The sequence below is a fragment of the Blastococcus sp. SYSU DS0616 genome (genome assembly GCF_054051015.1).
Genome location: NZ_JBJHAJ010000013.1, coordinates 64,699 through 90,705, shown reverse-complemented (window position 1 = coordinate 90,705; position 26,007 = coordinate 64,699). Strand labels below are relative to the sequence as shown.

At 76.7% G+C, this 26,007-nt stretch carries 26 protein-coding genes; 14 read left to right on the top strand and 12 right to left on the bottom strand.

Annotation, left to right across the window (positions count from 1 at the left end; translation table 11 throughout):
• Position 1: 1 nt before the first annotated feature.
• Positions 2 to 1,348: a DUF58 domain-containing protein gene (locus ACI79K_RS11845; RefSeq protein ID WP_456599778.1), complete on the top strand. Its 1,347-nt coding sequence runs from the start codon at positions 2 to 4 to the stop codon at positions 1,346 to 1,348.
• Positions 1,345 to 3,681, top strand: a complete 2,337-nt coding sequence (locus ACI79K_RS11840; RefSeq protein ID WP_456599777.1) for a transglutaminase family protein — start codon at positions 1,345 to 1,347, stop codon at positions 3,679 to 3,681. The genes ACI79K_RS11845 and ACI79K_RS11840 overlap by 4 nt, the downstream gene beginning before the upstream one ends.
• Here ACI79K_RS11840 and ACI79K_RS11835 read toward each other — a convergent pair.
• The 3 genes from ACI79K_RS11835 to ACI79K_RS11825 all read right to left on the bottom strand — a co-directional run bounded on the left by ACI79K_RS11835 (position 3,669) and on the right by ACI79K_RS11825 (position 6,208).
• Positions 3,669 to 4,067: a DUF3040 domain-containing protein gene (locus ACI79K_RS11835; protein ID WP_456589476.1), complete on the bottom strand. Its 399-nt coding sequence runs from the start codon at positions 4,065 to 4,067 to the stop codon at positions 3,669 to 3,671. The genes ACI79K_RS11840 and ACI79K_RS11835 overlap by 13 nt on opposite strands.
• Positions 4,068 to 4,231: 164 nt before the next feature.
• Complete coding sequence (dinB, locus tag ACI79K_RS11830; protein ID WP_456597245.1) at positions 4,232 to 5,446, bottom strand: DNA polymerase IV; 1,215 nt, start codon at positions 5,444 to 5,446, stop codon at positions 4,232 to 4,234.
• Between the two features lie 105 nt (positions 5,447 to 5,551).
• On the bottom strand, positions 5,552 to 6,208 hold the full coding sequence (locus tag ACI79K_RS11825; protein WP_456589478.1) for a permease: 657 nt from the start codon (positions 6,206 to 6,208) through the stop codon (positions 5,552 to 5,554).
• Between the two features lie 250 nt (positions 6,209 to 6,458).
• On the opposite strand from ACI79K_RS11825, the gene ACI79K_RS11820 reads away from it, so the two are divergent.
• The 3 genes from ACI79K_RS11820 to ACI79K_RS11810 all read left to right on the top strand — a co-directional run bounded on the left by ACI79K_RS11820 (position 6,459) and on the right by ACI79K_RS11810 (position 9,032).
• Complete coding sequence (locus tag ACI79K_RS11820; protein ID WP_456599776.1) at positions 6,459 to 6,731, top strand: BatC protein; 273 nt, start codon at positions 6,459 to 6,461, stop codon at positions 6,729 to 6,731.
• Between the two features lie 68 nt (positions 6,732 to 6,799).
• Positions 6,800 to 8,050, top strand: coding sequence for a cupin domain-containing protein (locus ACI79K_RS11815; protein ID WP_456599775.1), 1,251 nt, complete (start codon positions 6,800 to 6,802; stop codon positions 8,048 to 8,050).
• 13 nt (positions 8,051 to 8,063) lie between these two features.
• Positions 8,064 to 9,032 (top strand): sucrase ferredoxin, encoded by a 969-nt coding sequence (locus ACI79K_RS11810; protein WP_456597241.1) that lies wholly within the window; start codon positions 8,064 to 8,066, stop codon positions 9,030 to 9,032.
• 10 nt (positions 9,033 to 9,042) lie between these two features.
• Here the strand turns inward: ACI79K_RS11810 and ACI79K_RS11805 are convergent, their stop codons facing one another.
• The 3 genes from ACI79K_RS11805 to ACI79K_RS11795 form a co-directional block, all read right to left on the bottom strand.
• On the bottom strand, positions 9,043 to 10,230 hold the full coding sequence (locus ACI79K_RS11805) for an alkaline phosphatase family protein (protein ID WP_456599774.1): 1,188 nt from the start codon (positions 10,228 to 10,230) through the stop codon (positions 9,043 to 9,045).
• Positions 10,227 to 10,964: a class I SAM-dependent methyltransferase gene (locus ACI79K_RS11800; protein ID WP_456599773.1), complete on the bottom strand. Its 738-nt coding sequence runs from the start codon at positions 10,962 to 10,964 to the stop codon at positions 10,227 to 10,229. Before ACI79K_RS11800 ends, ACI79K_RS11805 begins: the two co-directional genes overlap by 4 nt.
• Before the next feature lie 67 nt (positions 10,965 to 11,031).
• Positions 11,032 to 11,517 carry a VOC family protein gene (locus tag ACI79K_RS11795; protein WP_456589484.1) on the bottom strand — a complete coding sequence of 162 codons (486 nt, stop codon included), beginning with the start codon at positions 11,515 to 11,517 and terminating at the stop codon, positions 11,032 to 11,034.
• 164 nt (positions 11,518 to 11,681) lie between these two features.
• Here ACI79K_RS11795 and ACI79K_RS11790 point away from each other — a divergent pair, with 164 nt between their 5' ends.
• On the top strand, positions 11,682 to 11,867 hold the full coding sequence (locus tag ACI79K_RS11790; RefSeq protein WP_456589485.1) for a hypothetical protein: 186 nt from the start codon (positions 11,682 to 11,684) through the stop codon (positions 11,865 to 11,867).
• A gap of 69 nt (positions 11,868 to 11,936) precedes the next feature.
• Entirely contained in the window at positions 11,937 to 12,242 is a 306-nt protein-coding gene (locus tag ACI79K_RS11785; RefSeq protein ID WP_456589486.1) for a hypothetical protein, read from the top strand.
• A 28-nt stretch (positions 12,243 to 12,270) separates the two neighbouring features.
• Here the strand turns inward: ACI79K_RS11785 and ACI79K_RS11780 are convergent, their stop codons facing one another.
• From ACI79K_RS11780 to ACI79K_RS11770, 3 genes are read right to left on the bottom strand one after another with little or no spacing between them, the layout of a single operon-like run.
• Positions 12,271 to 16,050, bottom strand: coding sequence for a DNA polymerase III subunit alpha (locus ACI79K_RS11780; protein ID WP_456589487.1), 3,780 nt, complete (start codon positions 16,048 to 16,050; stop codon positions 12,271 to 12,273).
• Entirely contained in the window at positions 16,047 to 16,556 is a 510-nt protein-coding gene (locus ACI79K_RS11775; RefSeq protein WP_456589488.1) for an SAV_6107 family HEPN domain-containing protein, read from the bottom strand. Before ACI79K_RS11775 ends, ACI79K_RS11780 begins: the two co-directional genes overlap by 4 nt.
• Positions 16,556 to 16,879 carry a DUF6504 family protein gene (locus tag ACI79K_RS11770; RefSeq protein ID WP_456589489.1) on the bottom strand — a complete coding sequence of 108 codons (324 nt, stop codon included), beginning with the start codon at positions 16,877 to 16,879 and terminating at the stop codon, positions 16,556 to 16,558. Before ACI79K_RS11770 ends, ACI79K_RS11775 begins: the two co-directional genes overlap by 1 nt.
• 235 nt (positions 16,880 to 17,114) lie before the next feature.
• Here ACI79K_RS11770 and ACI79K_RS11765 point away from each other — a divergent pair, with 235 nt between their 5' ends.
• The 6 genes from ACI79K_RS11765 to ACI79K_RS11740 are packed head-to-tail and all read left to right on the top strand — an operon-like array spanning position 17,115 to position 22,518.
• Complete coding sequence (locus tag ACI79K_RS11765) at positions 17,115 to 17,663, top strand: YbaK/EbsC family protein (protein WP_456589490.1); 549 nt, start codon at positions 17,115 to 17,117, stop codon at positions 17,661 to 17,663.
• Positions 17,660 to 18,253, top strand: a complete 594-nt coding sequence (locus ACI79K_RS11760; protein WP_456589491.1) for a GNAT family N-acetyltransferase — start codon at positions 17,660 to 17,662, stop codon at positions 18,251 to 18,253. The genes ACI79K_RS11765 and ACI79K_RS11760 overlap by 4 nt, the downstream gene beginning before the upstream one ends.
• The gene (locus ACI79K_RS11755; RefSeq protein ID WP_456599772.1) at positions 18,250 to 19,920 is read left to right on the top strand and encodes a phytoene desaturase family protein; all 1,671 of its coding nucleotides are present in this window, start codon (positions 18,250 to 18,252) and stop codon (positions 19,918 to 19,920) included. The genes ACI79K_RS11760 and ACI79K_RS11755 overlap by 4 nt, the downstream gene beginning before the upstream one ends.
• Positions 19,917 to 20,729: a carotenoid biosynthesis protein gene (locus tag ACI79K_RS11750; protein WP_456589493.1), complete on the top strand. Its 813-nt coding sequence runs from the start codon at positions 19,917 to 19,919 to the stop codon at positions 20,727 to 20,729. The genes ACI79K_RS11755 and ACI79K_RS11750 overlap by 4 nt, the downstream gene beginning before the upstream one ends.
• The gene (locus ACI79K_RS11745; protein WP_456599771.1) at positions 20,726 to 21,862 is read left to right on the top strand and encodes a glycosyltransferase; all 1,137 of its coding nucleotides are present in this window, start codon (positions 20,726 to 20,728) and stop codon (positions 21,860 to 21,862) included. The genes ACI79K_RS11750 and ACI79K_RS11745 overlap by 4 nt, the downstream gene beginning before the upstream one ends.
• Positions 21,859 to 22,518, top strand: a complete 660-nt coding sequence (locus ACI79K_RS11740; protein ID WP_456599770.1) for a flavin reductase family protein — start codon at positions 21,859 to 21,861, stop codon at positions 22,516 to 22,518. The genes ACI79K_RS11745 and ACI79K_RS11740 overlap by 4 nt, the downstream gene beginning before the upstream one ends.
• 6 nt (positions 22,519 to 22,524) lie before the next feature.
• Here ACI79K_RS11740 and ACI79K_RS11735 read toward each other — a convergent pair whose 3' ends face one another.
• The gene (locus ACI79K_RS11735) at positions 22,525 to 23,502 is read right to left on the bottom strand and encodes a carbohydrate kinase family protein (RefSeq protein ID WP_456589496.1); all 978 of its coding nucleotides are present in this window, start codon (positions 23,500 to 23,502) and stop codon (positions 22,525 to 22,527) included.
• A 137-nt stretch (positions 23,503 to 23,639) separates the two neighbouring features.
• Positions 23,640 to 24,335 (bottom strand): CDP-alcohol phosphatidyltransferase family protein, encoded by a 696-nt coding sequence (locus tag ACI79K_RS11730; protein ID WP_456589497.1) that lies wholly within the window; start codon positions 24,333 to 24,335, stop codon positions 23,640 to 23,642.
• 65 nt (positions 24,336 to 24,400) lie between these two features.
• Here ACI79K_RS11730 and ACI79K_RS11725 point away from each other — a divergent pair, with 65 nt between their 5' ends.
• On the top strand, positions 24,401 to 25,207 hold the full coding sequence (locus ACI79K_RS11725) for a lipase family alpha/beta hydrolase (RefSeq protein ID WP_456589498.1): 807 nt from the start codon (positions 24,401 to 24,403) through the stop codon (positions 25,205 to 25,207).
• Here the strand turns inward: ACI79K_RS11725 and ACI79K_RS11720 are convergent.
• Positions 25,204 to 26,004, bottom strand: a complete 801-nt coding sequence (locus tag ACI79K_RS11720) for an ABC transporter permease (RefSeq protein ID WP_456589499.1) — start codon at positions 26,002 to 26,004, stop codon at positions 25,204 to 25,206. The two genes, ACI79K_RS11725 and ACI79K_RS11720, sit on opposite strands and share 4 nt — an antisense overlap.
• Positions 26,005 to 26,007 lie beyond the last annotated feature (3 nt).

Sequence of the window (26,007 nt, the reverse complement as noted above, 5' to 3'; positions counted from 1 at the left end):
CGTGCGCGGCGTTCCCGGCCGGTCCGTCGGGGCCCTCACGACCCGCGGCCGCTGCCTCCTCGCCGGGGGCCTGACGCTCGGGCTGGTGGGGGCGGTGCTCGGCGAGCGGTCGCTGGTGCAGCTGGCCGCCTTCGTCCTGGTCCTGCCGCTGCTCGCCGCCGTCAGCGTGGCGCGGGGGCGGTTCCGGGTCACCACCCGGCGCACCGTCACCCCGCAACGGGTGCCGCGCGGCACGCCGGCCGAGGTCGAGCTGCAGCTGCAGAACGCCGACGCGCGGCGCGGCGGGCTCTGGCTGCTGACCGAGCAGCTGCCGGCGGCGCTGGGCCGCTCGCACCGGTTCACGGTGGCCGGCCTGGCCCCGGGCGCCGGCACCACCGTCAGGTACCGGCTGGTCGGTCGACACCGCGGCCGCTACCAGCTGGGGCCGCTGCGGCTGCGGGTCGTCGACCCGTTCGGCCTGGTCGAGCGCACCGCCGTCGGCTCCGACACCGCTCCCCTGGTCGTGGTGCCCCGCGTCCGACCGCTGGGGCGCGGTGGCCCGGGTGGCGGCCGGGGTGGCGACGACGGCACGCACCGCGCGTTCGCCGTCCACGGCGACGACGACGTCAGCGTCCGCGAGTACCGGCGCGGTGACGACCTGCGCAGGGTGCACTGGCGGGCGAGCGCGCGCACCGGCGAGCTCATGGTGCGGCTCGAGGAACAACCGTGGCGCGCCCAGGGCACCCTGCTGCTGGACACCCGGGCGCGCGCGCACCTGCTGGCTCCGGCGTGGGACGCCTCCCGGCGCGCTCCGGGGCCGCCGGGCGACGACCAGCCACCCGCCGACAGCCTGGAGTGGCTGGTCGAGGCGGCGGCCAGCATCGGGGTCGCGCTGGCCCGGCGCGGCGCCCGGCTGCGGGTCGTGACCAGCACCGGGGAGCTGACGCCCGATCCCGGCGCCGCGGCGCTCGGCGCCGAGGAGCTCCTGGACCGGCTGGCCGTCGTCGGGGCCTCCCGGGTCGGCGACCTGTCCGACGCCGCGTCGGCCGCGTGCCGCGCCGCCGGCGACGGGCCGCTGATCTGCCTGCTGGGCGCGGTCGGACCCGACGACGTGGCCGACCTCGTGCGGCTGCGCCAGGGACCGGTGCCCGGCCTCGCCGTGCTGCTGGACGTGGCGACCTGGGGCGAGCCGGGCCGCGGCCGGCGCAGCGCGACCGGTGCCGCGCTGGACGCGCTCTCGACCCAGCGCGACCAGGCCGTCGCCGCCCTCGCCGCGGCCGGCTGGCGGGTGACCACCGCGTCGGCCGGGCAGGACGTCGGCGAGGCGTGGGCCGCGCTGACCGGGACTCCCGTCGGGGCGCCGGCATGACCGCGACGGACGTCCGCACCCCGGTCGCCGCCGCGGCAGCGACCCTGCTCGGCGCGCTGGCGCTCTCCCCCGTCTTCACCAGCCGGGCGTGGGTGCCACCGGTGGTGACGGTCGTCGTCGCCGTGCTGGCCGGCGGCCTGGCGCTGCGCGCGGCGGTCGCCCGGCTCGCCGGCGACCGCACACGCTCGTGGCCGGTCGAGGCGCTGGGCCCCGTGGTGGTGCCGGTCGGTCAGCTCGTCCTCGTCGTCTGCGTGCTCACGGCCGTGTTCGTGCCGGATGCCGCGCCGGCCGGGGTGCTGCCCACGCCGGCCGCGCTGGCCCGGCTCGCCGAGGTCTTCGGGGCGGGGGCGGCCGAGATCCAGGAGCAGGCCACGCCCGCGCTCCCGCTGACCGGCCTGCTCGCCCTCACCACCTTGTTCGTCGGGCTGGTGGCCGTCGCGGTGGACCTGCTGGCGGTCACCGTGCGGCAGGCGGCGGTGGCCGGGGCCGCGCTGCTCCCCCTGGTGTGCGTGCCCGTGGCGACGGTGACCGGCGGCATCGGGCTGGTGGCGCTGGTCGGGCCGGCCGCCGGCTTCGCCGTGCTCCTGTGGGCCGACCAGCGCCGCTCCCTGGAGGGACCCACCGGCGGTGGCACCGCCGTGCGCATCGGCGTGGTCGCGGTGGCGGCGGGCGCCGTCCTGGGCACCGCGGTGCCCACCCTCCCCGAGGGCTCGTTCGCCACCGGGCTCGGCGGCGGGGCGGGGTCGGCCACGGGGACCTCCCTGGACCCGGCGGCGGAGCTGCGGGGGCAGCTGACCCTGCCCGAGCCGATCGAGCTGCTGCGCGTGGACACCTCGGTGGAGGACCCCGGCTACCTGCGCGCGGTGGCGCTCGACGAGTACGACCCGGTGGAGGGCTGGTCGCTGAGCAACCTCGACGGCGAGGTCTCGGTCGCCGAGGACGACCTCCTCGCTCCGCCGCCGGCCCGCCAGCCGGCCCGCCAGGTGGTCGCCGAGGTGCAGGTGCTGGACCACGACGACCGGTTCCTCCCCGTGCCGACCTCCCCCCTCTCGGTCCGCACCGACGGCGAGGACGGCGCGTGGCGCTTCGACGACGCGACCGGGACCGTGTTCGGCCGCGGGATCACCACCGCTGGGCTGACGTACCGGGTGACCGCGATCGAGCCGCGCCCGTCCGACGAGCTGCTCGCGCGCGCGGCCCCGCTCCCCGCGGACGACCCCCTGCAGCAGCGCTTCGGCGCGCTGCCCGAGCTGGACCCGGCGATCACCGACCTGGTCGCCGGGCTGACCGAGGGCGCAGGCACCCCGTACGAGCGCGTGCTGCGCATCCAGGCGTACCTGACCGACCGGTCCAACGGGTTCGTCTACAGCCTCTCCACCGCCCCCGGCACCAGCGGCGACGACCTGGTGGACTTCCTGCGGCTCAAGCGCGGCTACTGCGAGCAGTACGCCGGCGCCATGGCGGTGCTGGTCCGCCAGACGGGGCTGCCCGCCCGCGTGGCGCTGGGGTACACGCCCGGCGACGTCTCGCCCGACGGAACCCGGCTGGTCACCAGCGACGACGCCCACGCCTGGGTGGAGGTCTGGTTCCAGGGGATCGGGTGGGTGCCCTTCGACCCCACGCCGCTGGCCGCCGACCGGCAGGTGGAGCTCCCCTGGTCGCCGCGGACCACGGCGCAGGAGCGGCTGGACGCCGCACCGGCCGTCCCCGCGCCGTCGGTGGCGCCTCCGCCGGCGGCCCCCCGGACGGACCGCCTCCCGCAGGCGGCGCCCCAGGTCGTCGCCCCGACGCAGACCGGGGCCGACCGGGGTCCGCTGCTGATCGGCGCGGGACTGCTGGCGCTCGGCGCCGTCGTCCTGGCCGCCCCGGGCTCCGCGCGTGCCCTGCAGCGCCGCCGCCGGCTGGCCGGGGGCGGGACGTGGGCGGAGCTGCGCGCCACCGCCACGGACCTGGGCGTGCACCTGCATCCCTCGTGGACCCCGCGCCGGGTGGCCGACGCGCTGGCTCTCACCCTGACCCGGGGGCCCGGCGGACCGTCGGTGGAGTCGTCGGTGGCGGCCGTGCGCCGGCTGGCCCGCGCCGAGGAGGCAGCCAGCTACGGGCGGCCGGGCAGCGCGCGACCGGACGCCGAGCTGCAGGCGGCGCTGCGGACGGCCCGCCGGGGGCTGCTCGGGGCGCGCCCGCGGGCGGTGCGGGTGCGGGCGCTGCTGTGGCCGGCGTCACTGGTGGCCGAGATCCGGGAACGGGGCGCCCGGTGGGCCCGGTACGGCTCCGGCCGCCGTCCGGGGCGGACGGCGGCCGGGAGGTCGGTGCGCGAGGGCTACTGGTCGTAGCGGCGGCGGAAGCGCTCCTCGAGCCGGTTCTTCATCGGCTGCCGCCCGCGCTTGCCACCGCGGCCGGCGGCCGAGGAGCCGCGCGGCCCGGCGGGCCCGGCGGCCTCGACCGCACCGGTGGCCCCCCGGTAGTGCAGCACCCCGAGGGCGGCACCGCCGAAGGCGACCAGGAATCCCAGGACGCCGAGCGGGACGGACTCGGCGACCGCGCCGGCGACCAGGACGGCGAGGCCGACCAGCACCAGCAGGGCACCGAGTTGCAGTTTGCGGCGAGCCTTCTGACGGCGATCGCCGGTGCGGACCGAGGATGCGAACTTCGGGTCGTCATCGACGAGGGCGCGCTCGATCTGCTCCAGCAGACGCTGCTCGTGCTCGGAGAGCGGCACGTCGACCTCCAAATGGGCGGAGCCAGTTCCGTCGGAGGCTCCCGCCGACGGTATCTCCGAGGATACGAGCCGATTGGACGCGGCGAAAGGCGACGCCACGGTGACCGGCCCGACGCGCCGGCCGATCACTCCTCCGGGTGCAGCCCGCGGCGCGTCGTGCCTGGTCAGCGAGCCGCCCGCCCGACCGGCCCCGAGGAGCCCAGCAGCGTCGCCGGCCGGACCGCTCCCGCTCCGAAGCGCCGGGCGGCGCGATCGGCGGCCAGTTCCGCCTCCCGGCGGCCGTGCTCGCGCGCGCCGAGCTCCAGCTGCCGGGGGGCGGAACCCGCCTCGACGAGCCGTTCGGCCCGGACGCCGACCAGCCGGATGCGGGTCCGGTCCAGGCCCAGGGCGTCGTAGAGGGCGCGGGCCGTGTCGTAGAGCTCCTGCCCCACGTCGGTGGGCGCGGCCAGCGTGCGACTGCGGGTGATCGTGGTGAAGTCGGCGAAGCGGACCTTGATGCTGACCGTGCGGGCCAGGCAGCCGGTCGAGCGCAGCCGCCCGGCCGTCCGCTCCGCCAGCCGCAGCAGCTCGCGGTGGACCACCCTGGGGTCGTCGACGTCGGCGGCGAAGGTCTCCTCCGCGCCGGTGGAGCGCTCGGGCTCGTCGGGGACGACCCGCCGGGGGTCGCGCCCCCACGCGAGTTCGTGCAGGTGGGCGCCCGCGGCGGCACCCAGCGCCCGCTGGAGGGTCTTCGCCGGCACGTGGGCCAGGTCGCCCACGGTCCGCAGCCCGAGCCGCAGGAGCGTCTCCTCCGTCTTCGGACCCACTCCCCAGAGCGCACCCACCGGCAGCGGGTGCAGGAAACCCATGACCTCCGGGGGGCGGACGACGAGCAGCCCGTCGGGCTTGGCCCGGGTGGAGGCGAGCTTCGCCACGAACTTGGTGCCGGCGACCCCGACCGAGCAGGTGATGCCCTGCTCGTCGAACACCCGGGCGCGGAGGTACTCGCCGATGGCCACGGGGTCACCCAGCCGCCGGCCGGCGCCCGAGACGTCCAGGAACGCCTCGTCCAGGCTCAGCGGCTCGACCAGCGGGGTGATCGACCGGAACAGCGCCATGACCGCCCGGGACACCTCGGCGTAGAGCGCCATGTCCCCCGGCAGCACCGTCGCCGTCGGGCACAGCCGCAGCGCGCGGGCGGTGGGCATGGCCGCGTGCACCCCGTACCTGCGGGCCTCGTAGGTGGCCGAGGTGACCACGCCGCGGTTCCCGGCCCCGCCGACGATCACCGGCGTGCCGGCCAGCTCCGGGCGCCGGCGCACCTCGACGCTGGCGAAGAAGGCGTCCATGTCGATGTGCAGGACGGTGCACCCGTCCGCCCGTCCGACGCCGCCCGCCACCGCCACCTCCCGCACGTCCCCGTGGATCGAACATGCGTTCGACCCACGGGAACGATAACGGTCCGGCGCCGGGGCGGCCGACCGGCGCGCCCCGGCCCGCCGAGGTCAGCGGGCGACGACCTCGGTGTCCTGCTTGCCCGGCCACATCTTGGCGCCGATCACCCCGCCGAGCGCGGAGGCGATGATCGACAGACCCAGCCCGAGGACCGCCCAGCTGGCGGCCGAGCGCGCCGTCTCGGCGGCCTGGCCGGCCTGGATGTCGGGCAGGTTGGCCTGCTGGATGCCGGCGACGTCGGTGACCACGCCGGCCAGGGAACCCAGCAGGGCACCGCCACCGAACAGCGTCAGCAGCACGATGGTGACCACGGTCAGCGCCCACACCAGGATGCCGTGGAGCAGCCCCTCGCTGACCCCGCGCCACAGCGCGGTCGCCCCGGCGGTGAGACCACCCAGGAAGAGGGCGAGCAGCCCGTTGATGCCGCTGATCAGGTCGGCGTTGTTCCCGTCACCACCTCCCATGTCCCACCAGCCCAGGGCCAGCGTGGCCAGCTGCAGCAGCAGGAAGGTGGGCACCGCGACGATCAGGCCGGCCCAGACCGGGCCCCAGCGGACGCGGTCCCGGCGCGTGGGCGGCGTCTGGTGGTGCGTGTCCCGGAGGCCTACGCGGCTCGCCCCTTCGTCCCTGGCCGGGTCCAGCCGGCCACCCGACGTCTCCTGGGTCACGTCGGCGCTCGCGCCTGTCTGCGTACGACCCTCTGTCATGACATCTCCTCCTCGTGCGTCGTCTCGTGCCTCTGACCCCTCAGAGGTGCCCCTCAGGGGTGGACCCACACGAGATGCCCGCCAGGAAGGAGACGACTGCACCGGACGCCGAGCCGTCACGCGATCGTGACCCTCCCCGCACAGCGGAAACCGCTGGCCGGACGGCAGGTGTCAGACCCGGGTGAGGGAGGTAAGCAGCGACGCAGGGACGGCCGGCCGGCCGCCCCTGATCGACCTGGACGGAGATGCCATGGCGCTCGACGACGACGACATGACCAGCACGGAGGGCCCGGCCGACGGCGGCGCCTCGGGCACCCCGGGCGCCCATGACGGTGGCGCGGACGGCGGTGCCGACAGCGGCGCGGACGGTGGCGCCGACGGCGGTGCCGACAGCGGTGCCGACGGCGGCGCGGACGGCGGTGCGGACGGCGGCGCGGACGGCGGCGCGGACGGCGGTGCCGACAGCGGCGCGGACGGTGGCGCCGACGGCGGTGCCGACGGTGGCGCGGACGGTTCGGCCTGAACGAGCACCCGACCCCGCGGGGCCGGACGGAGCCACAGCTCCGCCCGGCCCTGCGGCGGTGCACGAACATGGCCCCCGAGCAGTTCGCCCGGGAGCACTGGGCACGGCGCCCGCTCCTGACCCGCGCCGAGGACACCGGCAACTCCTTCACCGACCTGCTCGACCTGCCGGCGGTCGACGAGCTGCTCTCCCGACGCGGCCTGCGCACACCGTTCCTGCGGATCGCCAAGGACGGCGCGGTCGTCGACGCGAAGCGGTTCACCACGTCGGGCGGGGCCGGCGCGGAGATCGCCGACCAGGTCTCCTCGGACGCGGTGCTGCGGCTGTTCGCCGACGGGAGCACCGTCGTCCTCCAGGGGCTGCACCGGCTCTGGCCGCCGCTGATCGAGTTCGCCGACCAGCTGGCCGCCGACCTCGGCCACCCGACGCAGGTCAACGCCTACGTCACCCCGCCGTCGTCGCAGGGCTTCAGCCCGCACTACGACGTGCACGACGTCTTCGTGCTCCAGGTGGCCGGTGAGAAGCACTGGACCATCCACGAGCCGGTGCTGCCCGATCCGCTGCGCACCCAGCCGTGGAACGACCGCGCTGCCGAGGTGGCGGCGGCCGCCGAGCGGGCACCGGTGATCGACGCGGTGCTGCGGCCCGGCGACGCCCTCTACCTGCCGCGTGGGTTCCTGCACTCGGCGAAGGCCCTCGGCGAGATCAGCGCGCACCTGACCGTCGGCATCCACTCGGTGACCCGCTGGGCGGCGGCCGAGTCGGTGCTGGACCTGGTGCGCACGCTGGCGGCCGAGGACCGCGCGCTGCGGAGCTCGTTGCCCCTCGGCGTCGACCTGTCCGGTCCCGACGCCCTGGCCGACGACGTCGCCGCCGTCGTCGAGGGACTGCGGGAGTGGCTGGGCCGGGTGGACCCGGCCGACGTCGCCGACCGCCTGCGGGCCCGGACCTGGGCGCAGGTGCGGCCGGAACCGGTCGCACCGCTGGCGCAGTCCGTCGCCGCGGCCGCGCTGGACCCGGGGACGGTGCTGCGACTGCGCCGCCACCTGCGGTGCACCCTGCGCGACGCCGACGACGGCCGGGTGACCCTCGTGGCGGGCCGGCGCACCCACTCCTTCCCGGAGGACGCCCGGGCCGCGCTGACCGAGCTGCTGGCCGCCGGCGAGCTGAAGGTGGGCGACCTGCCCGGCCTCGACCCGGCGGACCGCCTGACGCTGGCCCGCCGGCTGGTGACCGAGTCGATCGCCACCGTGCCCGACGCGACCCTGCCCGCCACCGGGCACGGCGGGCGGGGGGCGGCGTCCGGGGAACCCCGGTGACCCGGTGGAGGGCGTGACCGCACCGGACCCGGCGGGGAAGGACGACTTCTGCCGCACGGAGGTCCCCGCCCGCCCGCCGGGCCGGCTCGACGCCGGCCGCTGCTCGGTGCAGGCGCTCGAGCGCGGCGACTCGGGGGTGGCGACGGCCTCACCGGTGTCCCGCTGGCTGCTGGTCGAGCAGCCGGGGCCGTGGGGACGGCAGGCGCTGCTCCAGTCGAGGTTCGACGCACGCGTGGCCCGGTTGCTCGCCGAGCGGGCCGAGCGGGAGGGGGTCCGGGTCCTGCTGGTCCGCCGGCCCGGCGACCGGCTGGCCGACTCCGGCCGGCGCTGGGCCTACGCCGACAGCCGGCTGGGCCGGGAGGGGCTGTGGTGGTCGGTGCGCTCGACCGACGCCGACCTGCTCAGCGCGCCGTGGGACGGGTCGGTCGGCGAGCCGGCGTCCGGGCCGGCCTACCTGGTGTGCACGCACGGCGGCCACGACGCCTGCTGCGCGCTGCGCGGCCGTCCGCTGGCCCGTGCCCTGCCCGCGCCCGGCCCGACCGACGTGTGGGAGTGCAGCCACCTCGGGGGCGACCGGTTCGCGGCGAACGTGCTGGTGCTGCCGCACGGCTTCTACTACGGGCAGGTCCCCGGGGACGGCGGGCTGGTCGTCGCCGCGCACGACCGGGGGCAGGTGGCTCTGCCGTGGTTGCGCGGACGGGCAGGGCTGCCCGCACCGGTGCAGGCCGCCCAGCACTACGCGCGCGAGGAGCTCGGCGTCCTCGGCGTCGACGAGCTGCCGCCGGTCCGCTCGACCCGGCGGGAAGCGGCGGACCCGGGCGCGGAGCGGTGGGAGGTCATCCTGACCGGCCCGGCGGGGCCGGTCACCGTCACCGTGGAGAGCCGGCCGTCACCGGAGACGGTGCACCTCACCTGCTCCGCCACCACGGCCGGCCGGGTGCGCACCTGGCACCACCTGTCGCTGTCGGCACCGCCGGGCTGACCCGCCCGGCTCAGCGGAGCGCGCGTCCCCGGGCGGCGAGCAGCGGGATCGCCAGCTCCGTCGCGGTCAACGACCCGTGGTAGGCGGCCAGCCGGCTCGGCCCCGGCTCCAGCCGGGGGCTGATCAGCGCCCAGCTACCGCGGGCCAGCGCCACGACGTCCCCGATGCGGGCCGCCAGCGCGTCGTCCACCGGCCCGAAGACCCCGCTGGCGACGGCCTCGTCGCGCCCCACCACCCACGCCCGGTCGCCGAGGACCCCGCGCCAGCGGGCCAGCACATCGGCCTCCGCCCCGGGCTCGGTGTGCACGTACCGGGCGCGGGGTTCACCGGCGAGCACCCGCACCCCGTCGGCGAGGTCGGGCTCGTCGTCGAGGTCCAGCCGCGTCGCGGCGGGGACGTCGAGCATCCCGTGGTCGGCGGTGACCAGCAGCGCGGCGTCGTCGGGCAGGCCGTCGACCAGCTGCGCGACGACGCGGTCGACCAGGGCGAGCTGCGCGCGCCAGCTGGGCGAGTCGACCCCGCGGACGTGGCCGGTGAGGTCGAGCTCGGCCATGTAGCCGTAGACCAGGGACCGCCGGCCCGCCTCCAGGCCCGAGCGCATGAGCGCGGTGAGGTCCCCGGGCCCCACCGCCCCGGTGTACTCGGCCCCGCGGTAGGCGGCCACGGTGAGGCCCGATCCCGCATAGGCCCACGGCCCGACGGCGGTGACCGCCACCCCGTCGGCGGCGGCGCGCTCGAAGACGGTGGGCTGCGCCTGCCAGTCGGCGGGGTCGGGGTCGTCGGTCCACTGGGTGTGGTTGAGGGTGCGCCCCTCCCCCGGCACCTCGGTGACGAAGCCCAGGATCCCGTGGCTGCCCGGGGGCAGTCCGGTGCCGATGGTGGTGAGGCTGACCGGGGTGGTGCTGGGACAGGGCGCCTGCAGGGTTCCGGCCGGGCTGCTCATGCCGGCCAGCGTGGGCGCCAGGTCGGCGTGCGCCCGGACGAGGTCGGCGCCCAGGCCGTCCACGAGCAGGACCGCCACGCGGCGGGCCCCGTGCAGCGCGTCGGCCAGGCCCAGCGGGTCGGCGGGCAGGTCCCCCCGGGGCACCGGCGTCCCCAGCGCCGCCGCGACGCCGGGCAGCACGTCGGCGAGGGTGGCGACGCCGTAGGCCGGCCGGTGCAGGTCGGGCGGCAGCACGCCGTCGCCCTCCCCGGTCACGCGCGGGTCGCCAGCAGGTGGAGGCCTGCGGCGACCTCGCGGTAGGGCGAGGTCTCGGCGAGCGCGAGCTCGAGGTCCCGGACGGCGGCCGGATCGGCCCCGGAGGCGGAGTCGAGCAGGTCGGCGACGACGGAGACCCCGCGCCAGGCGCCGGGGGTCAGACCGGCACCGCCGACGAGCGCCAGGAGCTCGTCGGGGCTGAACCGGCGGCGGAGCGGCCGGCCGGGGTGGGCGTCCTGGTCCCGGAGCTGGGCCAGCGCCTCCGCGGGGTGGCCGCCGACGGCTCGGGCGAGGACCGCGCCGGCCCGGTTGGCGACGGCGAGGCTCACCCGGCCGCCGGGCCGCAGCGCGCCGGCGATCTCGGCCAGCGTGACCCCGGGGTCGTCGACCACCTCGAGCACTGAGTGGCACAGCGCGAGGTCGTACCCGCCCTCGTCGTCGGCGAGGACCTCGTGCAGCAGGTCGCCGTCCCCCTGGACACCGCGCACCCGCCCGCCGACACCCGCCGTCTCGGCACGCCGGCGCAGGGTGGCCAGGGCGTCGGCGCTGGGATCGACGACGGTGACGGTGTGCCCCAGGCGGGCCAGCGGGACGGCGAACATCCCGCTCCCCCCGCCGACGTCGAGCACGCGCAGCGCGTCACCGGCGTCGACCAGCGGGTCGAGCGCGGCCCACACGGCGGCGGTGCGGGCGGGCAGCTGCTCCGCGGTCGGCGGAGCGGGAACGGTCGGCACCCACCGGAGCCTAGTGGCGGAGCGCGGCGCCCACCGCTTCCCCGCCGGTGGGCGCCGCGGGCCCGGGCTACGCGTCCGCACCGTCGGCGGCCCGCCGGATCTCGGCCAGGTCGATGCGGCGCATCTGCAGCATCGCCTGGGTGGCACGCTGGGCGCGGCCGGGGTCGGGGTCACCGAGCAGCGTCATGAGCTCCGCCGGGATCACCTGCCAGGAGACACCGAAGCGGTCCTTGAGCCACCCGCACATGCTCTCCTCGCCGCCCTCGGTGAGCCGGTGCCAGTAGTGGTCGGCCTCCTGCTGGTCGGCGCACATGATCTGGAAGGAGACCGCCTCGGTGAACGAGAACTCCGGGCCCCCGTTGAGCGCGGTGTACTCCTGGCCGTCGAGGGTGAAGTCCACGGTCACGACGTCGCCCTCCTTCATCGGTGGGGGCAGGCCGGGCCCATAGCGGGTGACCTTCCCGATGCCGGAGTTCGGGAAGACCGAGGTGTAGAGCGCCGCGGCCTCCTCGGCGGTGCCGTCGAACCACAGGCACGGGATCTGTTTGGGCATGGCCGGTCCTCCTTCGCGCCGGCCGGATGCCGACGTCGGTGGTCGGACCGCGCCCGGCCCGTGGACTCATCGGTCCGTCGACCCTGCGTTGGTCGATCGTTTGGCCGGCCCTCGTCGACGGGCACCCGAACGGGTCATCACACGCCGACCACGAGGAGATCCCCATGGGCCGTTCCGCCCGCCCCCGCCTAATTCGCCGGACCGCGGCCGCGTTCGCCATCACCGCCGCGTCCCTCACGACGGTCGCCTGCGGGGACGACGTGGTCGACGACGACGTGGAGCAGAACATCGAGCAGGGCGTCGACGACGTCGAGCAGGAGGTCGAGGACGCCACCGACGGCGAGGGCTGAGCGCACTGGCCGCAGACCACCGGAACGCACGGTTCCGGTTCGGGCGGGATCGCGGCTAGCCTGCTGCCCGTGACGGTCCTGATCGGTGCCGGGCTGATCCTCGCCGGGGCGGCCGTGGCCGTGCTCCAGGTACGGCTCGCCGCGGCCTCCTCGGGACCGCCGCCGCGCAGGTGGCACGTGTCCGAGTCGCTCCCCCGTGGTCAGCGGTACGGCTCCGACATCGCCATCGCGGTCCTGCTCTGCGCCGGTGCGTTCGTCGTCGCGCACGGCCGACCGGGGTGGGTGTTCTACGTGGCGATCGTCGGCGCCGCGCTCGTCACCGCCGCCGCGCAGGCGCTCGCTCTGCGCGCGCTGCCCGAGCGCGCCGAGCACTGACGGGCGAGCGTGCGGTCGGGAGCCCACCTCAGTGACCGGAGCTGCCCGGGCTGGAGTGCCAGAGCTTGCGGGGTGGCGCGGCCGCGGCCCGCCGGGCGGCGCCCTTGGTCTCGTCGCCGGCGGGCTTGATGTCGGCGTAGGGCGACATCCGGAACCCGGTCGGGTGGACCAGGACCGGCCGCACGACCACCGGCCGGGAGCCGTGCGAGGCCGCGGCCCCCGCGATCGCCTGCTCGGTGTACTCCCCCGGAGCCGCCATCAGCTCGGCGACCGACTCGAGCCCGCCGGCCTCCCAGGCCTCGTGCAGCGCCGGGAGCTCCCACGCCCCGGTGGCCCGCAGCGACACCCCGCGCGGCCCCGTCCGGCGCAGCACCCCGCGGATGACCAGCAGCCACGAGTGGAAGACCGTCGCGGCGTAGGGGCCCTGCGCGTCCTCGAAGAAGGTCGAGTCGGTGCAGCCGGTGCCGTCGTCGAGGGTCACGAACACCACCCGGCGCCCGGACCGGATCGGCGGGGTCTGGGTGGCCACCTTGACGCCGGCCACCAGCACCTCCGCGCCGCTGCGGCAGCCGAGGAGCTCACCGGCCGGCACCGCGCCGAGCGCCGACAGGAACGGCCGGTAGAAGTCGATCACGTGCCGGCTGGCGTCCAGCCCGAGCACCTCCAGCTCTGCCCGCACCAGCTCGGCGTCGGTGAACTCGGGCAATCCGCTGCTCTCTGCCCACTCCGGGCCGGCCGGCTCCCCGGCGGACTCTTCGGACAGCTCCAGCCCCATGAGGTCCAGGCTCAGCTGCCCGTCGGACGTCGCCCGCGCGCCGCTGCGGCTCCACCGGTCGAGCTCGCTGATCTGCAGCAGCAGGTCGCGCCGGGTCACCTGCCGGCGCCGGCGGGTCGGCCGGCCGGCCTCCCGGTCCCGCATGCCGAAGCCGTAGAGCGAGTCGAAACCACCGGCCAGCACCAGCCGCTCGACCACCGGGCGGGACACCGACGCCCGCGCCCAGAAATCCGTCAGTGACCGATAGGGCTGGCCGGCGACGACCCGCGCCACCTCGTCGTCGGATATGCCCTTCACGTCGGCCAGCGACAGCCGGATGCCGTACCGCGTCGGGTCGGGCATCGCCGCGGGCATCCACTCCGGACGCCGCCAGCCCGAACTCTCAGCCTCCACCTCACGGTCAGGGCTCGTCGCGTCGTCGTCCACGTCGTCGTCCGCGACCAGCCGTTCGACGCGGTAGCTGCCGGTCGAAGCGTTGACATCCAGGCCGAGCACCCGGATGCCGAAGTTGCGGGCATCGTCGAGGATCAGCCGCTTCGGGTACATGCCGGGGTCGTGGGTGAGGACCCCGGCCAGGAAGGCCGCCGGGTGGTGGGTCTTCAGCCAGGCCGACTGGTAGGTGGGGAGCGCGAACGCCGCGGCGTGGGCCTTGCAGAAACCGAACGACCCGAAGGACGCCAGCACCTCCCACACCCGCTCGGCCACCTCCACCGGGTAGCCGGCAGCCAGCGCCCGCGGCACGAACCACGCCCGCACCTCCGGGTGGGCGTCCTTCTCCCCCAGGGCGCGGCGCACCTCGTCGGCCTCGGCCAGCGTGCAGCCGGCCATCCGGGCCACCACCTGCAGCACCTGCTCGTGGAAGACGACCACCCCGGCGGTCTCGGCGAGCGCGAACTCCAGGTCCGGATGGGGGTACTCCACCTCGCGCCAGCCGTTCCGGGCCATGAGGAAGGGGGTGACCATGTCGCTCTTCACCGGTCCGGGCCGGAACAGCGAGATGTCGATGATGATGTCCTCGAACGTCCGCGGCCCGAACTTGCCGACCAGCTCGCGCTGCCCCGGCGACTCGATCTGGAACATGCCGAGCGTGCGGGTGCTGCGGATCAGCTCGAAGGTCGTCGGGTCGTCCCGCGGGACGGCGTCGATGTCGACCGCCTCCTCGTCGACCCGCTCGATCTCGTCGAGGGCGTGCGCGATCGCCGACTGCATCCGGATGCCGAGCAGGTCCAGCTTGAGCAGCCCCAGCTCCTCGACGTCGTCCTTGTCGAACTGGCTCATCGGGTAGCCGAGGTAGCTGCTCTCCACCGGGGTGCGGTCCAGCAGCGTGGCGTCGGAGAGCAGCACCCCGCACGGGTGCAGGGCGATGTGCCGGGGCAGCCCGTCGAGCCGGGACACGAGGTCGAACAGCAGGTCGAGGTCGCCGGTGCCGCCGGCGCGGCGCGAGCCGTACCGGCTGGCCCGCAGCTCGGGGAGGTCGCGCAGCGCGGCGTGCACCTGATTGGCCCGGATGTGCGGGAACGCCTTGGCGACGGCGTCGACCTCCGCCTGCGGCAGGCCCAGCGCGGCCCCGACGTCGCGGATCGCGTGGCGCACCCGGTAGGTGTCCATCATCGAGATGCAGCTGACCCGGTCGGCGCCGAAGCGGTCGATCACCGCGTCGTAGACCTCCATCCGGCGCGCGGACTCCACGTCGATGTCGATGTCGGGCAACTGGTGGCGCAGCGGCGAGAGGAACCGCTCCATCAGCAGCCCGTAGCGCAGCGGGTCGACGTCGGAGATGCCCAGCAGGTAGGTGACCAGGCTGCCGGCGCCCGAGCCGCGAGCCGCCGCGCGAACCCTCAAGCTCTTAATGAGGTCGACCACGTCCGCGACGGTGAGGAAGTAGGACGGGTAGCCGAGGGAGTCGATGACCCCGAGCTCCTCCTCCAGCCGCTGCCGCACCCGGGTCGTGGGCACCACGCCCCGCCGCCCGAGCCCCGCCTCGCACCGGGCGCGCAGCACCTGCGCCGGGCCCATCCCCCGCTCCGCCGGCGTGGTGACGACGTCCAGCTCGGGGTACCGCACGCTGCCGATGCCCAGGTCGCCCGCGGGGTCCACGGCGCACTGCTCGGCCAGCCGGGCGGTGCGCTCGAGCAGCCGCAGGGCGGCGTCCCGGTCGGGGCCGGTCAGGTCCTCGGCGACCTCGGCCATCTCCTTGCCCGACTTCAGGTAGCCCTCGGCCGTGGTGCGGTCGACGTGCCGGGCGCCGAGCGGGACCAGCCGCCGGGCGGCGTCCAGCACGTCGGCGGTCGGGGCGTCGAGGGCGTCGACGTACCGGACCGCGTTGCTCAGGACCACCGGCACCTGCTGCTCGGCGGCGAACCGGAGCAGCGCCTGGGCGCGCTGCCGGTCACCCCGGCCCCGGTGGTGCACCACCTCCAGCGCCAGCCCCGGCCCGAAGACCGCCCGCCAGGCGTCCAGCTGCTGGCCGGCCAGGTCGGCCCGACCCGCCAGCAGCGCCCGGCCCACCGGGGAGTCGGGACCGAGCAGGGGGACCAGCCCGGAGGCGTGCTCGGCGGCGATCGCCAGCGAGCTCACCGGCTCGCCGCGGGTGCCGCGCAGGTGGGTGGCGCTGGTCAGCCGGCACAGCGACCGCCAGCCGGCCCCGTTCCGCGCGAGGAAGGTGACCCGGGGCAGCCGCGGGTCGACGTTCACCCCGCCCCGGGCCGGGGTCCGGCGCGGGGGCGCCGCGGCCCGCGACCGCGAGGACCGGGCCGCGGAGGGCTCCTCCCCCAGCACGTGCGCGAGCGCCGGCGGCACGCTGGTACCCAGCGCCGGCGCCACCGCCAGGTCGACCCCGAAGATCGGCCGCACCCCGGCCGACCGGCAGGCCAGCGCGAACTTCACCGCGCCGTAGAGCCCGTCCCGGTCGGTCAGGGCCAGCGCCGGCATGCCGTGCTCGGCGGCCCGGGCCACCAGATCGGCGGGGTGGTTGGCCCCGTACCGCATGGAGTAGCCGGAGGCGACGTGCAGGTGGACGAAGGGGTCACTCACGTCCGGGACCCGGTGGACCGGGACCCCGACCGGGACGGCGCCCCGCCGACCACGTGCGGCCTCGGGTAGCGGGGCGGCTCGGGCGGTGCGTCGACCCCGAGCCCGGCCTCGACCACGGCGAGGAAGCCCCGCACGTCACGGACCAGGTCGTCGGCCTCCCGCTCGGTGACCGCCCGGGACAACCCCGCCTCCGCCGCGGCGCGTTTGGCCGCACCGGCGGCGAAGAAGGTGGCCCACTCCCCCAGTTCGGGGGCGACCTGCCCCAGCAGGACCCAGGCGCTGCGCGGCCGCCGGCGGCCGCCCTCGGGACGGGTGCGGGCGGCCAGCACCGCGGCGGCGGCCCGGAGCGCCGCCAGGTGCGCGGTGGCGTACCGCTCCCGCGGATCGGTGGCCGCGGCCGCCTCGGCCAGGCCGCGGTGCGCCTGGCGGAGCAGCCCGGCGGCCGCGGCGGGCAACGCGGGCGGCAGCGGCAGCTGGCCGGCCGGCACGGCTCGTGCGGCGCCCATCAGTCGTGCACCCGGACGAGCCACCAGCGGTTGCCGGCGGCGTCCCACGTCAGGTCGTAGACGCCGGCGAAGCTCATCCGGGACCGCCCGGCCCGCACCGCCTCCACCCGCCAGACCTCACGGGGCGCCACCAGGTCGTCGGACGCACCGCCCGCCTCCGCGTCCCGCAGCCACCACGGCGCGGTCTCCAGCCAGGAGTCGAGCAGCTCGCCCACGACGTACCGGGACTGCCCGCGCCAGAACTGCACCGGCCCCAGCGGGCCGCGCTCGACCTGCACCTCTTCGCCGGCCCGACCGACGACCTCACCGAGCACCCGGCTCATGACAGCCTCCCCACGCCTCACCCCGCGCGCACGCCCGCCACCCCACCGGCGGGGAAGAGAGCCGGGAAGGACGGGCCGGACGTCGTTCGAACACGCGTTCGAACGACGACCAGTAGACCCGAGCGCCCACCCCTCGTCAAGCCGGGCCACGGCGTGTCCGTCGACCGCGCCCGCACCCCCCGCCGGACGGGACACACCGGGCGCGCCTCTTTCCGGGCGGTGGCAGGATCAGTGCATGAGCCCACCCCCGCACCCCCGGGTGGCCGCCGTCGCCCGGGCCCTCGCCGCGGCCGGCGCCGAGGGTGAGGTGAGAGTCCTCCCCGCCGAGGTCCGCACCGCGGCCGCAGCCGCCGCCGCGCTGGGCGTGCCGGTCGGTGCGATCGTCAACAGCCTGCTCTTCCTCGCCGACGGCGCGCCCCTGCTCGTCCTCACCAGCGGCGCGCACCGCGTCGACGTCGTCCAGGTCGCGGCGCTGCTCGGCGTCGGCTCCCTGGCGCCCGCCCCCGCGGACGTCGTCCGCGAGCACACCGGCCAGCCCATCGGCGGGGTGGCCCCGGTGGGGCATCCGGCCCCCCTCGGCACCCTCGTCGACGTGGAGCTCGCCCGGTACGACCGGCTGTGGGCCGCGGCGGGGCACCCGACGGCGGTCTTCCCGACCAGCTACGACGAGCTGCTCCGCATCACCGCCGGCACCGCGGCCGAGGTGGGCGGCGGTCCGCTCGACGGGACCGCCACGACGGTCGGCGGCGGCGACCTGTCGGACGCCACCGGGGTCGCGCCGTGACGGGCACCCGCCCGGCCACCCGGATCCTCGAGCTCCCCGTCCCCTGGATGCGGGAGCACATGCACGAGGTGCTGGCCATCTACGGGCTGGCCATGGGCTACGACTCCGGCATCGTCGCCGGCCGGTACGGCTACGCGATCCAGCACACCGAACGGCCCGGCTTCCGCGCCGTCGGGGCCTTCGCGCAGACCCCGGAGGGCGAGCGGCTGGTCGGCTTCGGGTACGGCTACCTCATCGCCCCCGGGCAGTGGTGGCACGACCAGGTGCGCGCGGCGCTGGACCGCCGCACGGCGAAGAAGTGGCTGCCCGGCGCCTTCGAGGTCTGCGAGCTGCACGTCCACCCCGACGCGCAGAGCCAGGGGCTGGGCCGGCGGCTGCTGCACGCGCTGGTCGAGGGCCTGCCGCACCCGGTCGCCCTGCTCTCCACACCGGACGCCGACACCAAGGCGTTCCGGCTGTACCGCGCCGACGGGTTCGTCGACCTGGCCCGCGGCTACCACTTCCCCGGCGACTCCCGCCCCTTCGCGATCCTGGGCGCACGGTTGCCGCTGCATCCGCGCGACCCCTCCGCGACGAACTCCCGGTCGTGACCGCCCCCGAACCCGCCGCACCCGTGGACGTCGCACCCGTGGACGTCGTCGTCGTCGGCTCCGGCCACAACGGCCTCGTGGCCGCCTGCTACCTCGCCCGGGAGGGCCTGTCCGTGGAGGTCGTCGAGTCCGACGACGTCCTCGGCGGGGCGGTCTCCACCGTGGAGCGCTGGCCCGGGGTCCGCGTGGACCGCGGGTCCAGCGCGCACGTCATCGTCCGGCACAGCGGCATCGTCGAGGAGCTCGACCTCGCCGCCCACGGGCTGCGCTACGTCGACTGCGACCCGTGGGGCTTCGCGCCGGCCCCCTCGCCCGGCGATCCCGGGCCGGCCGGCCGGCCGCTGGTCTTCGCCGTGGACCTCGACGCCACCTGCGCCTCGATCGCGGCCGCCTGCGGACCGGCCGACGCCGCGGCCTACCGCCGGTTCGTCGAGGTCTGGGGTCCCCGCAGCCGGGCCGTGGTCGCCTCCTTCGGCCGCGCACCGTCGGCCGGTGGCCTGGTGCGGTCGTTCTGGCCGCTGGGTGCGCCCACCGAGGGACGGCCGCGCACCCCGGGCGGTGAGCTGGCGGTCGACTTCCTCGGCTCCGGCGACGCCCTGCTGGACAAGTGGTTCGGCAGCGAGCGGCTCAAGGCGGCGCTGGCGTGGTTCGGCGCCCAGTCGGGCCCACCGATGTCCGAGCCCGGCACCGCGGCGATGGTCGGCTGGGTGGCGCTGCTGCACGACGTCCCACCCGGGCACCCCGTGGGCGGCTCCGGCGGGCTGACCCAGGCGCTGCGCCGGCGGCTGGAGTCCGACGGCGGCCGGGTCGTGCTCGGCGACGGCGCCGCGCGGCTGCTCGTGGAGGACGGCCGGGTCGCCGGCGTCGAGACCCGCGCCGGCCGGGTGGTCCGGGCACCGGCGGTGGTGGCCGCCTGCCACATCGGCGTCACCCGGGAGCTGGCCGGCGACGCGGCCCCGCCGGTCCTGGCCGACGCCGCCCCACCGGTCGGCAACGGCTTCGGCCTGGTGGTCCGTGCCCTGACCGACGCCGAGCCGTCCTACCCCGGTGCCGGGTCGGAGGCGTTGCAGGGCCTCCAGCTGCTCTGCACCGACCGGGCGCAGCTGGCCGCCGCGCACGGCGACTGGGGTGCCGGGCAGCTGCCCCGCGAGCCGGTGCCGCTGGCCATGTCGTTCTCCGCGAGCGACGACACCCTGGCCCCGCCCGGGCGGCACGTGGTCACGATCTGGGGCCAGTGGTACCCGTACGCACTGGCCGACGGCGGCGACTGGGACGCCCTGGCCGACACCGAGGCCCGGCGGCTGATCGAGGCCGTCGACCGCCACGCCCCCGGGTTCGCCGCCTCGGTCCGGGAGACGTACGTGCAAACCCCGCTGGCCCTCGAGCGGGAGCTGTCCCTCCCCCGTGGCAACGTCATGCACGTGGAGATGGGCCTGGCCAGCATGTTCGCCCTGCGCCCGGCCCCTGGCCTGTCGGGCTACCGCGTGCCCGGGCTCCCCGGCCTGTACCTCTCCGGCGCCTCCACCCACCCCGGCGGCGGGGTCTCGGGCAACTCCGGGCGGACGGCGGCCCGCACGGTCCTCGCCGACCGCCGGGCGCTGCCCCGCGCGCGGGCGGCGGCCGGCCGCGCGGTCCGCCGGATCCGGGACGGAGCGGGAAGGGCGTGACGACCACCACCGCGGCACCGCCGGCACCGACCGCGGCGCGCGTGGTCCCCGTCCTGCTGGTCGCGGCGCTGGTCGCCACGGCGATCGCCTACCCGCTCACCTCGGGCCCCGACCGGGACGTCGTCTCCTGGGGCATCGTGCTGCTCGGCTCGGCGCTGTCGGTCGCGCACGCGGGGCTGAGCCGGGGTGCCCGCACCGGGCTGGGCGTGCTCGTGCTGGTCGCGTCGGTCGCCATCGCGTTCGAGTCGGTCGGGGTGGCCACCGGGTTCCCCTACGGCAGCTACCGCTACAGCGACGTCCTCGGCCCCACCCTGCTCGGCGTCCCGTTCCTGGTGCCGCTGGCCTGGCTGATGATGGCCTGGCCCAGCTGGTTGCTCGGCGAGGTGCTGGCCCGCCCGGTACGCGCGAGCCGCCGCCGGCCGGCGCGGGTCGCCTGGGCGGCGGCGGTCTTCGCGGCGTGGGACGTCGTCCTCGACCCGCAGCTGGTGCAGGCCGGCTACTGGACGTGGGAGCACCCCTCCCCCGGCCTGCCGGGCATCGAGACCGTGCCGCTGACCAACCTCGCCGGGTGGCTGCTGGCCGGGCTGGTGCTGATGACGCTGCTCGACGTGCTGGTCGCCCGCACCGCGAGCGAACCACGCGTCGGCCCGGGCGCCCCGTTGTTCGCGCTGGCGTGGATGACCCTCGGCGGCGCCCTCGCGCACGCCGGCTGGCTGGGCCTGCCCGGCTCGGCGGCCTGGGGGGCGGCGCTGGGCGCCTGCGTCCTGGCCGTCCTGGCGCTGCAGCGCCGGCGCGCGGGGCGGCCGTGAGCGGGCGCCTGCTGCGCACGCTGGCCGGTGTCTCGGTCGCCGGCGCCGTGCACGCTGCCGTCAACACCGCGCTGCTCCGCCGCCCGCCGGCGGATCCCCCGGCGGTGGACCGGCCGGTCACCGTCGTGCTGCCGGTGCGCGACGAGGCCGAGCAGGTCGCCGGCTGCCTGGCGGCGCTGCTCGACCAGCGCGGCGCCGAGCGGCTCCGGGTCGTCGTGGTCGACGACGGCTCCACCGACGGCACCGCCGACGTCGTCCGGGCCGTGGGCGACCCGCGGGTGCGGCTGGTGACCGCCCCGCCCCTGCCGGCCGGGTGGCTGGGCAAGCCGCACGCCTGCGCGGTGGGGGCGGCCGAGGCCGGGGACGCCGAGGTGCTGGTGTTCGTCGACGCCGACGTCCGCCTCTTCCCCGACGCCGTCGCCGCGGCCGTGGCGGTGCTCGACGCCCACCGCCTGGACCTGGTCTCGCCGTGGCCGCGGCCGTTGGCGGTGGGCCCGGCGGAGCGCCTGGTGCAGCCCCTGGCCCCGTGGCTCTGGCTGACGACCCTGCCCCTGCGGCTCGCCGAGCGCTCGCCCCGCCCGTCGCTGGCCGCCGCCAACGGCCAGTTCCTCGTGGTGCGGCGCTCGGCGTACGAGCGCGCCGGGGGCCATGCGGCCGTGCGCGGGGAGGTGCTCGAGGACATCGCCCTGCTGCGGGCGGTCAAGCGCGCCGGCGGGCGGGGCGTGCCGATCGACGGTTCGTGCCTCGCCGCCTGCCGGATGTACGACGGGTGGGCAGCGGTCCGCGACGGCTACGCGAAGTCGCTGTGGGCCTCCGTGGGCGGGACGCCGGTGGCCGGGCTGGCGGCCGCGGCCACGCTGACCGCCGTCTACGTCGTCCCGCCCCTGGCTGCCCTCCGTGGCTCGCCCGCCGGGCTGGTGGGCTACCTGGCCGGGGTGGCCGGCCGCCTCGCCGGTGCACGGGCCAGCGGAGCGCGCGCCTGGCCGGACGCCCTCGCGCACCCGGTGTCGGTGCTGGCCCTGGACGTCCTGATGATCCGGTCGGTCCGGGGGCGTCGGCGGGGCACCCTGCGCTGGCGCGGCCGACCCGTCGGCGCGACCCGGCCGGCGGCGTCGGCGACGATGAGCCGGTGACCTCCGCCAAGCAGCAGCGCCCACGCACCTCGTTCGACCCGGCCGCGATGGACGCCGGCGCCTTCTACCGGGTGCTGAACTCCGTCGTCGTGCCCCGCCCGATCGCGTGGGTGTGCAGCCGCTCCGCCGCCGGCGTGCACAACCTCGCCCCGCACTCCTTCTACACCGTCGCCTGCGTCGACCCGCCGGTCGTCCAGTTCACCTCGGTGGGCCGCAAGGACTCGCTGAGCAACGTGGAGGCCACCGGCGAGTTCACCGTGAACCTGACGCCCGAGGCCCTCTTCGAGCAGGTCAACGCCACCGCCACCGACTTCCCGCCGGACACCAGCGAGGCCGAGCAGGCCGGGGTGCGGCTCGAGCCCGCGGACACGGTCGCCGCGATGCGCGTGGCGGAGTCCCCCGTGTCCATCGAGTGCGTCCTGCACTCGACCCTGCGGCTGGGCGACAGCACCGTCGTCCTCGGCCGGGTCCGGCACATCAGCGTGTGGGCCGACGCCGTGCGGGACGGGCGGCCGCGGATCGAGCACCTCAAGCCGCTGGCCCGGCTCGGCGGCAACGAGTGGACGACGGTGGGCGAGATCCGCGAGATCGCGCGCATCCCCTACCGCCGGTGGGCCGAGGACCCCGCGATCGGGGAGACCGTCCGCGGGGAGTGACCGCGGTCAGCCCGGCAGGTGGGCGGCGACCTCGTCGGCGGCCTCGGCCCCGAACGCCTCGGCGAAGCGGGCCAGGAAGCTCTCCCGTGGCAGGTCGTACTCCTGCGTGCCGATGACCTCGACCGCGGCGGTGGCGACGGCGGAGCCCAGCTGGGTGGCGCGCTCCAGGCCCAGCCCCCACGTCCGTCCGGCGATGAACCCGGCGCGCAGCGCGTCGCCACCCCCGGTGGGCTCCACCGGCTTGGTCTCGGGCACCGCGATCACCGACAGCGGCTCCTCGCCGGCCCGCCGCACCAGGACGCCGTCGGCGGCGCGGGTGGTCACCCAGATGCCCACGCGGGCGAGCACCTCGTCGGCCGTCCAGCCGGTCTTCTGCAGGAGCAGCGCCGACTCGTACTCGTTGGTGAACAGCACCTCCGCGCCGTGCACCAGCTCGCGGATCATCTCGCCGTCGGCCCAGGCCAGCTGCTGGCTGGGGTCCGCGGCGAAGGCGTAGCCGCGCTGCCGGCACTCCTGCGTGTGGCGCACCATCGCGGTGGGGTCGTTCGGCCCGACCACGACGAGGTCGGGACCGCCCACCCGGTCGACGACCGGTGCGAGCTCGATCTGCGCGGCCTCGGCCATCGCGCCCGAGTAGAACGACGCGATCTGGTTGTTGGCCTCGTCGGTGGTGCACACGAAGCGGGCGGTGTGCTTGAGCTCCGACCAGTGCACGCTGCCGGTGTCCACCCCGTGGCGCGACAGCCAGGCGTCGTAGTCGGCGAAGTCGCTGCCGACCGCCCCCACCAGCACGGGTGCGAGCCCCAGCAGGCCGAGCCCGTAGGCCATGTTGGCCCCGGCGCCGCCGCGGTGCTGCACCAGGTCGTCGACGAGGAAGGAGAGGGAGACGTTCTCCATCTGCCCCTCGACGAACTGCTCGGTGAACCGACCGGGGAAGGTCATCAGGTGGTCGGTGGCGATGGATCCGGTGACGACGACGGGCACGAGAGGCGCTCCTCCGGGTCGGGCTGCCTCCGGCCCGCTGCGCCGCGGGTACCGGGCGGGGAACGGGAGAGGAACGGCGAGGGTCGGGCAACGCACACCCTAGGTGCCGCGCACGGACGCCGCCGCCCCGAGGGCCGTCAGTGCGGCGGTGCGACGTCCTCACCGGGACCGGCCAGCTCGGCCCCCAGCCACCGGCCGAGCTGCACCGTGCCCACGACGCCGAGGAGGAGGCCCGCGGCGGCGCCGGCGGTGACGGCCAGGGTGGCGCCGTCGACCCCCGCGACCTCCAGCCCGCTGACCACCCCGGCACCGCCGAGCGTCAGTCCCGCCATGGCCACCCGGGTGGGCCGCTCCCACAGCGAGATCGGGCCGGTCCGGTCCACACCGGCCTGCCCGGCGCGGGCGCGCAGGTAGTCGGGCAGCCAGCACAGCGCCCCGAAGGCGACCGCCAGCCAGCCGGGCGCCCCGGCGACCCACAGCGCCGCCGCGTAGGCGGCCTCGGTGAGCCGGTCGACCACGGAGTCCAGGACGAAGCCGCGCTGGGAGGCGCGCCCGGTACCGATCGCCAACGCCCCGTCGAGGCTGTCCAGCAGGCCGGAGAGCCCCACCAGCACGCCGGCCAGGAGGAGCCAGGCGCCGCCCGCGGCCGCCGGGGGCACGGCCGCGACCGCGACGACCACGCCGGCGGCCGTGGCGAGCGACGGGGGCAGCGCCGCGAGGGGGCGGGCGAGCGCGTGCGCGAGGGTCAGCCAGCCCCGCACGATCGGTGCCTGCGTGTCGGCGCCGCCGTGCCAGCGCGACCAGGCCTCGAGGTACTCGTCACGGCTCAGCACGGCGCCCCCTCCCGCGACCGGCGCCCTCCGGTGACGCCGGCCCCTCCGCCAGGGACAGTAGGTGAGTGCTCGCCGGTCTCTCCCCCGCCCGCCGCCGTCTGGTCGTCGCGGTGCTCGTCCTCGTCACCGCCGCGGTCGTGGGCCTCGGCGTGCTGCTGGCCACCCGGACCACCGACGTCGAGGGCCCGGGCCCGGGTCCGCAGGCGCGGCCGGGGCCGGTGCTGCTGGTGCCCGGGTACGGCGGAGGGACGGCGTCTCTGGTGACGCTGGCCGACCGGCTGGAGCAGGCCGGCCGCGACGCCACCGTGGTGCCGCTGCCCGGGAACGGCACGGGCGACCTGGGCGAGGCTGCCGCGGCGCTCGACGAGGCCGCCCGCGCGGCCCTGGATCGCACCGGCGAGGAGAGCGTGGACGTCGTCGGGTACTCGGCCGGCGGGGTGATCGCCCGGCTGTGGGTCGCCGACGGCGGCGCGGAGGTGACCCGCCGCGTCGTGACGCTCGGCTCGCCGCACCACGGCACGGGGCTCGCGGACCTGGCCGGGCAGGTGGCGCCGTCTTCCTGCCCGGAGGGGTGCCGGCAGCTGGCCACCGACAGCCCGGTCCTCGCCCGGCTCAACGCGGGCGACGAGACGCCGGGTGACGTGGGCTGGGTGTCGGTCTGGACCACGCTCGACCGCACGGTCACCCCGCCGGACTCGGCCCGGCTCGACGGTGCGCTCAACCTGACCGTGCAGTCGGTGTGCGCGGAGAGCCGGGTCGGGCACGGGCAGCTGCCCGGCGACCCGCTGGTGCAGTCGATCGTGCTCGAGCAGCTCACCGCCGGGGAGCCGGTGGCGCTGGACGCCGCCGACTGCGCCCGCCTGAGCGGTTAGCTGGTGACGTCCTTGGTGGTGAAGTTCGCCCAGGCGGCGGCGAGCAGCACGCCGACGTAGACCGCCTGCAGCGCGAGCCCGCGGGTGATGTCCCGCCACAGGATCGGGTCGCGGAACAGGTCGACGAACGCCAGCCAGTAGCGCGTCGGGAGGTAGGGCGCGATCGGCGAGGCGGCGTCGAGGGTGAACAGCAGCGAGGACGTGACCAGCACGGCGAGCGCGCCCATCGTCGCGCCGAGCGGTGAGTCGGTGAGGGTCGAGAAGAACAGCGCGAACGCTGCGACGCCGAGCATGGACATCCCGACGTAGCCGACGGCCAGCACGGTGCGCATGCCCAGCTCCTCCGCGCTGAGCGACGTCCCCGACACCGACGTCCCCGTACCCGGCCGCGCCTCGAACAGCGTCGTCCCCACGAGGTACCCGACGGCCGCGACCACGACCACGGTGACCAGCACGAAGGCCAGGACGGCCACGAGCTTGGCCACCAGCAGCCGGGTCCGCCCCGCCGGCCGGGCCAGCAGGTAGCGCAGCGTGCCCGCCTGCGCCTCGCCGGCGATCGAGTCGCCGGCGACCACCGCCACCGCGATGGGCAGGAACAGCGGCAGCACGATCGCCAGCGCGGCGAGCGGGTACAGCGCGCCGTTGGTGAGGACGGCAGAGAGGAACGGCGGGCCCTCGCCCGGCCGCGGGGCCAGGTCGGTGAGCACGAGCAGCACGGCCACGAGCACCGGCAGCGCGTTGAGCACGGCGATCGTCGCCCAGGTGCGCGGCCGCCGGAACAGCTTGCGCAGCTCCACGGC

Bases quoted from the DNA above. Each gene is read 5' to 3' on its own strand.
- ACI79K_RS11775 (WP_456589488.1), bottom strand. From the start codon at position 16,556: ATGGGCGCCGCACGAGCCGTGCCGGCCGGCCAGCTGCCGCTGCCGCCC.
- ACI79K_RS11795 (WP_456589484.1), bottom strand. From the start codon at position 11,517: ATGCCCAAACAGATCCCGTGCCTGTGGTTCGACGGCACCGCCGAGGAG.
- ACI79K_RS11815 (WP_456599775.1), top strand. From the start codon at position 6,800: ATGGCCCCCGAGCAGTTCGCCCGGGAGCACTGGGCACGGCGCCCGCTC.
- ACI79K_RS11820 (WP_456599776.1), top strand. From the start codon at position 6,459: ATGGCGCTCGACGACGACGACATGACCAGCACGGAGGGCCCGGCCGAC.
- ACI79K_RS11770 (WP_456589489.1), bottom strand. From the start codon at position 16,879: ATGAGCCGGGTGCTCGGTGAGGTCGTCGGTCGGGCCGGCGAAGAGGTG.
- ACI79K_RS11765 (WP_456589490.1), top strand. From the start codon at position 17,115: ATGAGCCCACCCCCGCACCCCCGGGTGGCCGCCGTCGCCCGGGCCCTC.
- ACI79K_RS11840 (WP_456599777.1), top strand. From the start codon at position 1,345: ATGACCGCGACGGACGTCCGCACCCCGGTCGCCGCCGCGGCAGCGACC.
- ACI79K_RS11790 (WP_456589485.1), top strand. From the start codon at position 11,682: ATGGGCCGTTCCGCCCGCCCCCGCCTAATTCGCCGGACCGCGGCCGCG.
- ACI79K_RS11825 (WP_456589478.1), bottom strand. From the start codon at position 6,208: ATGACAGAGGGTCGTACGCAGACAGGCGCGAGCGCCGACGTGACCCAG.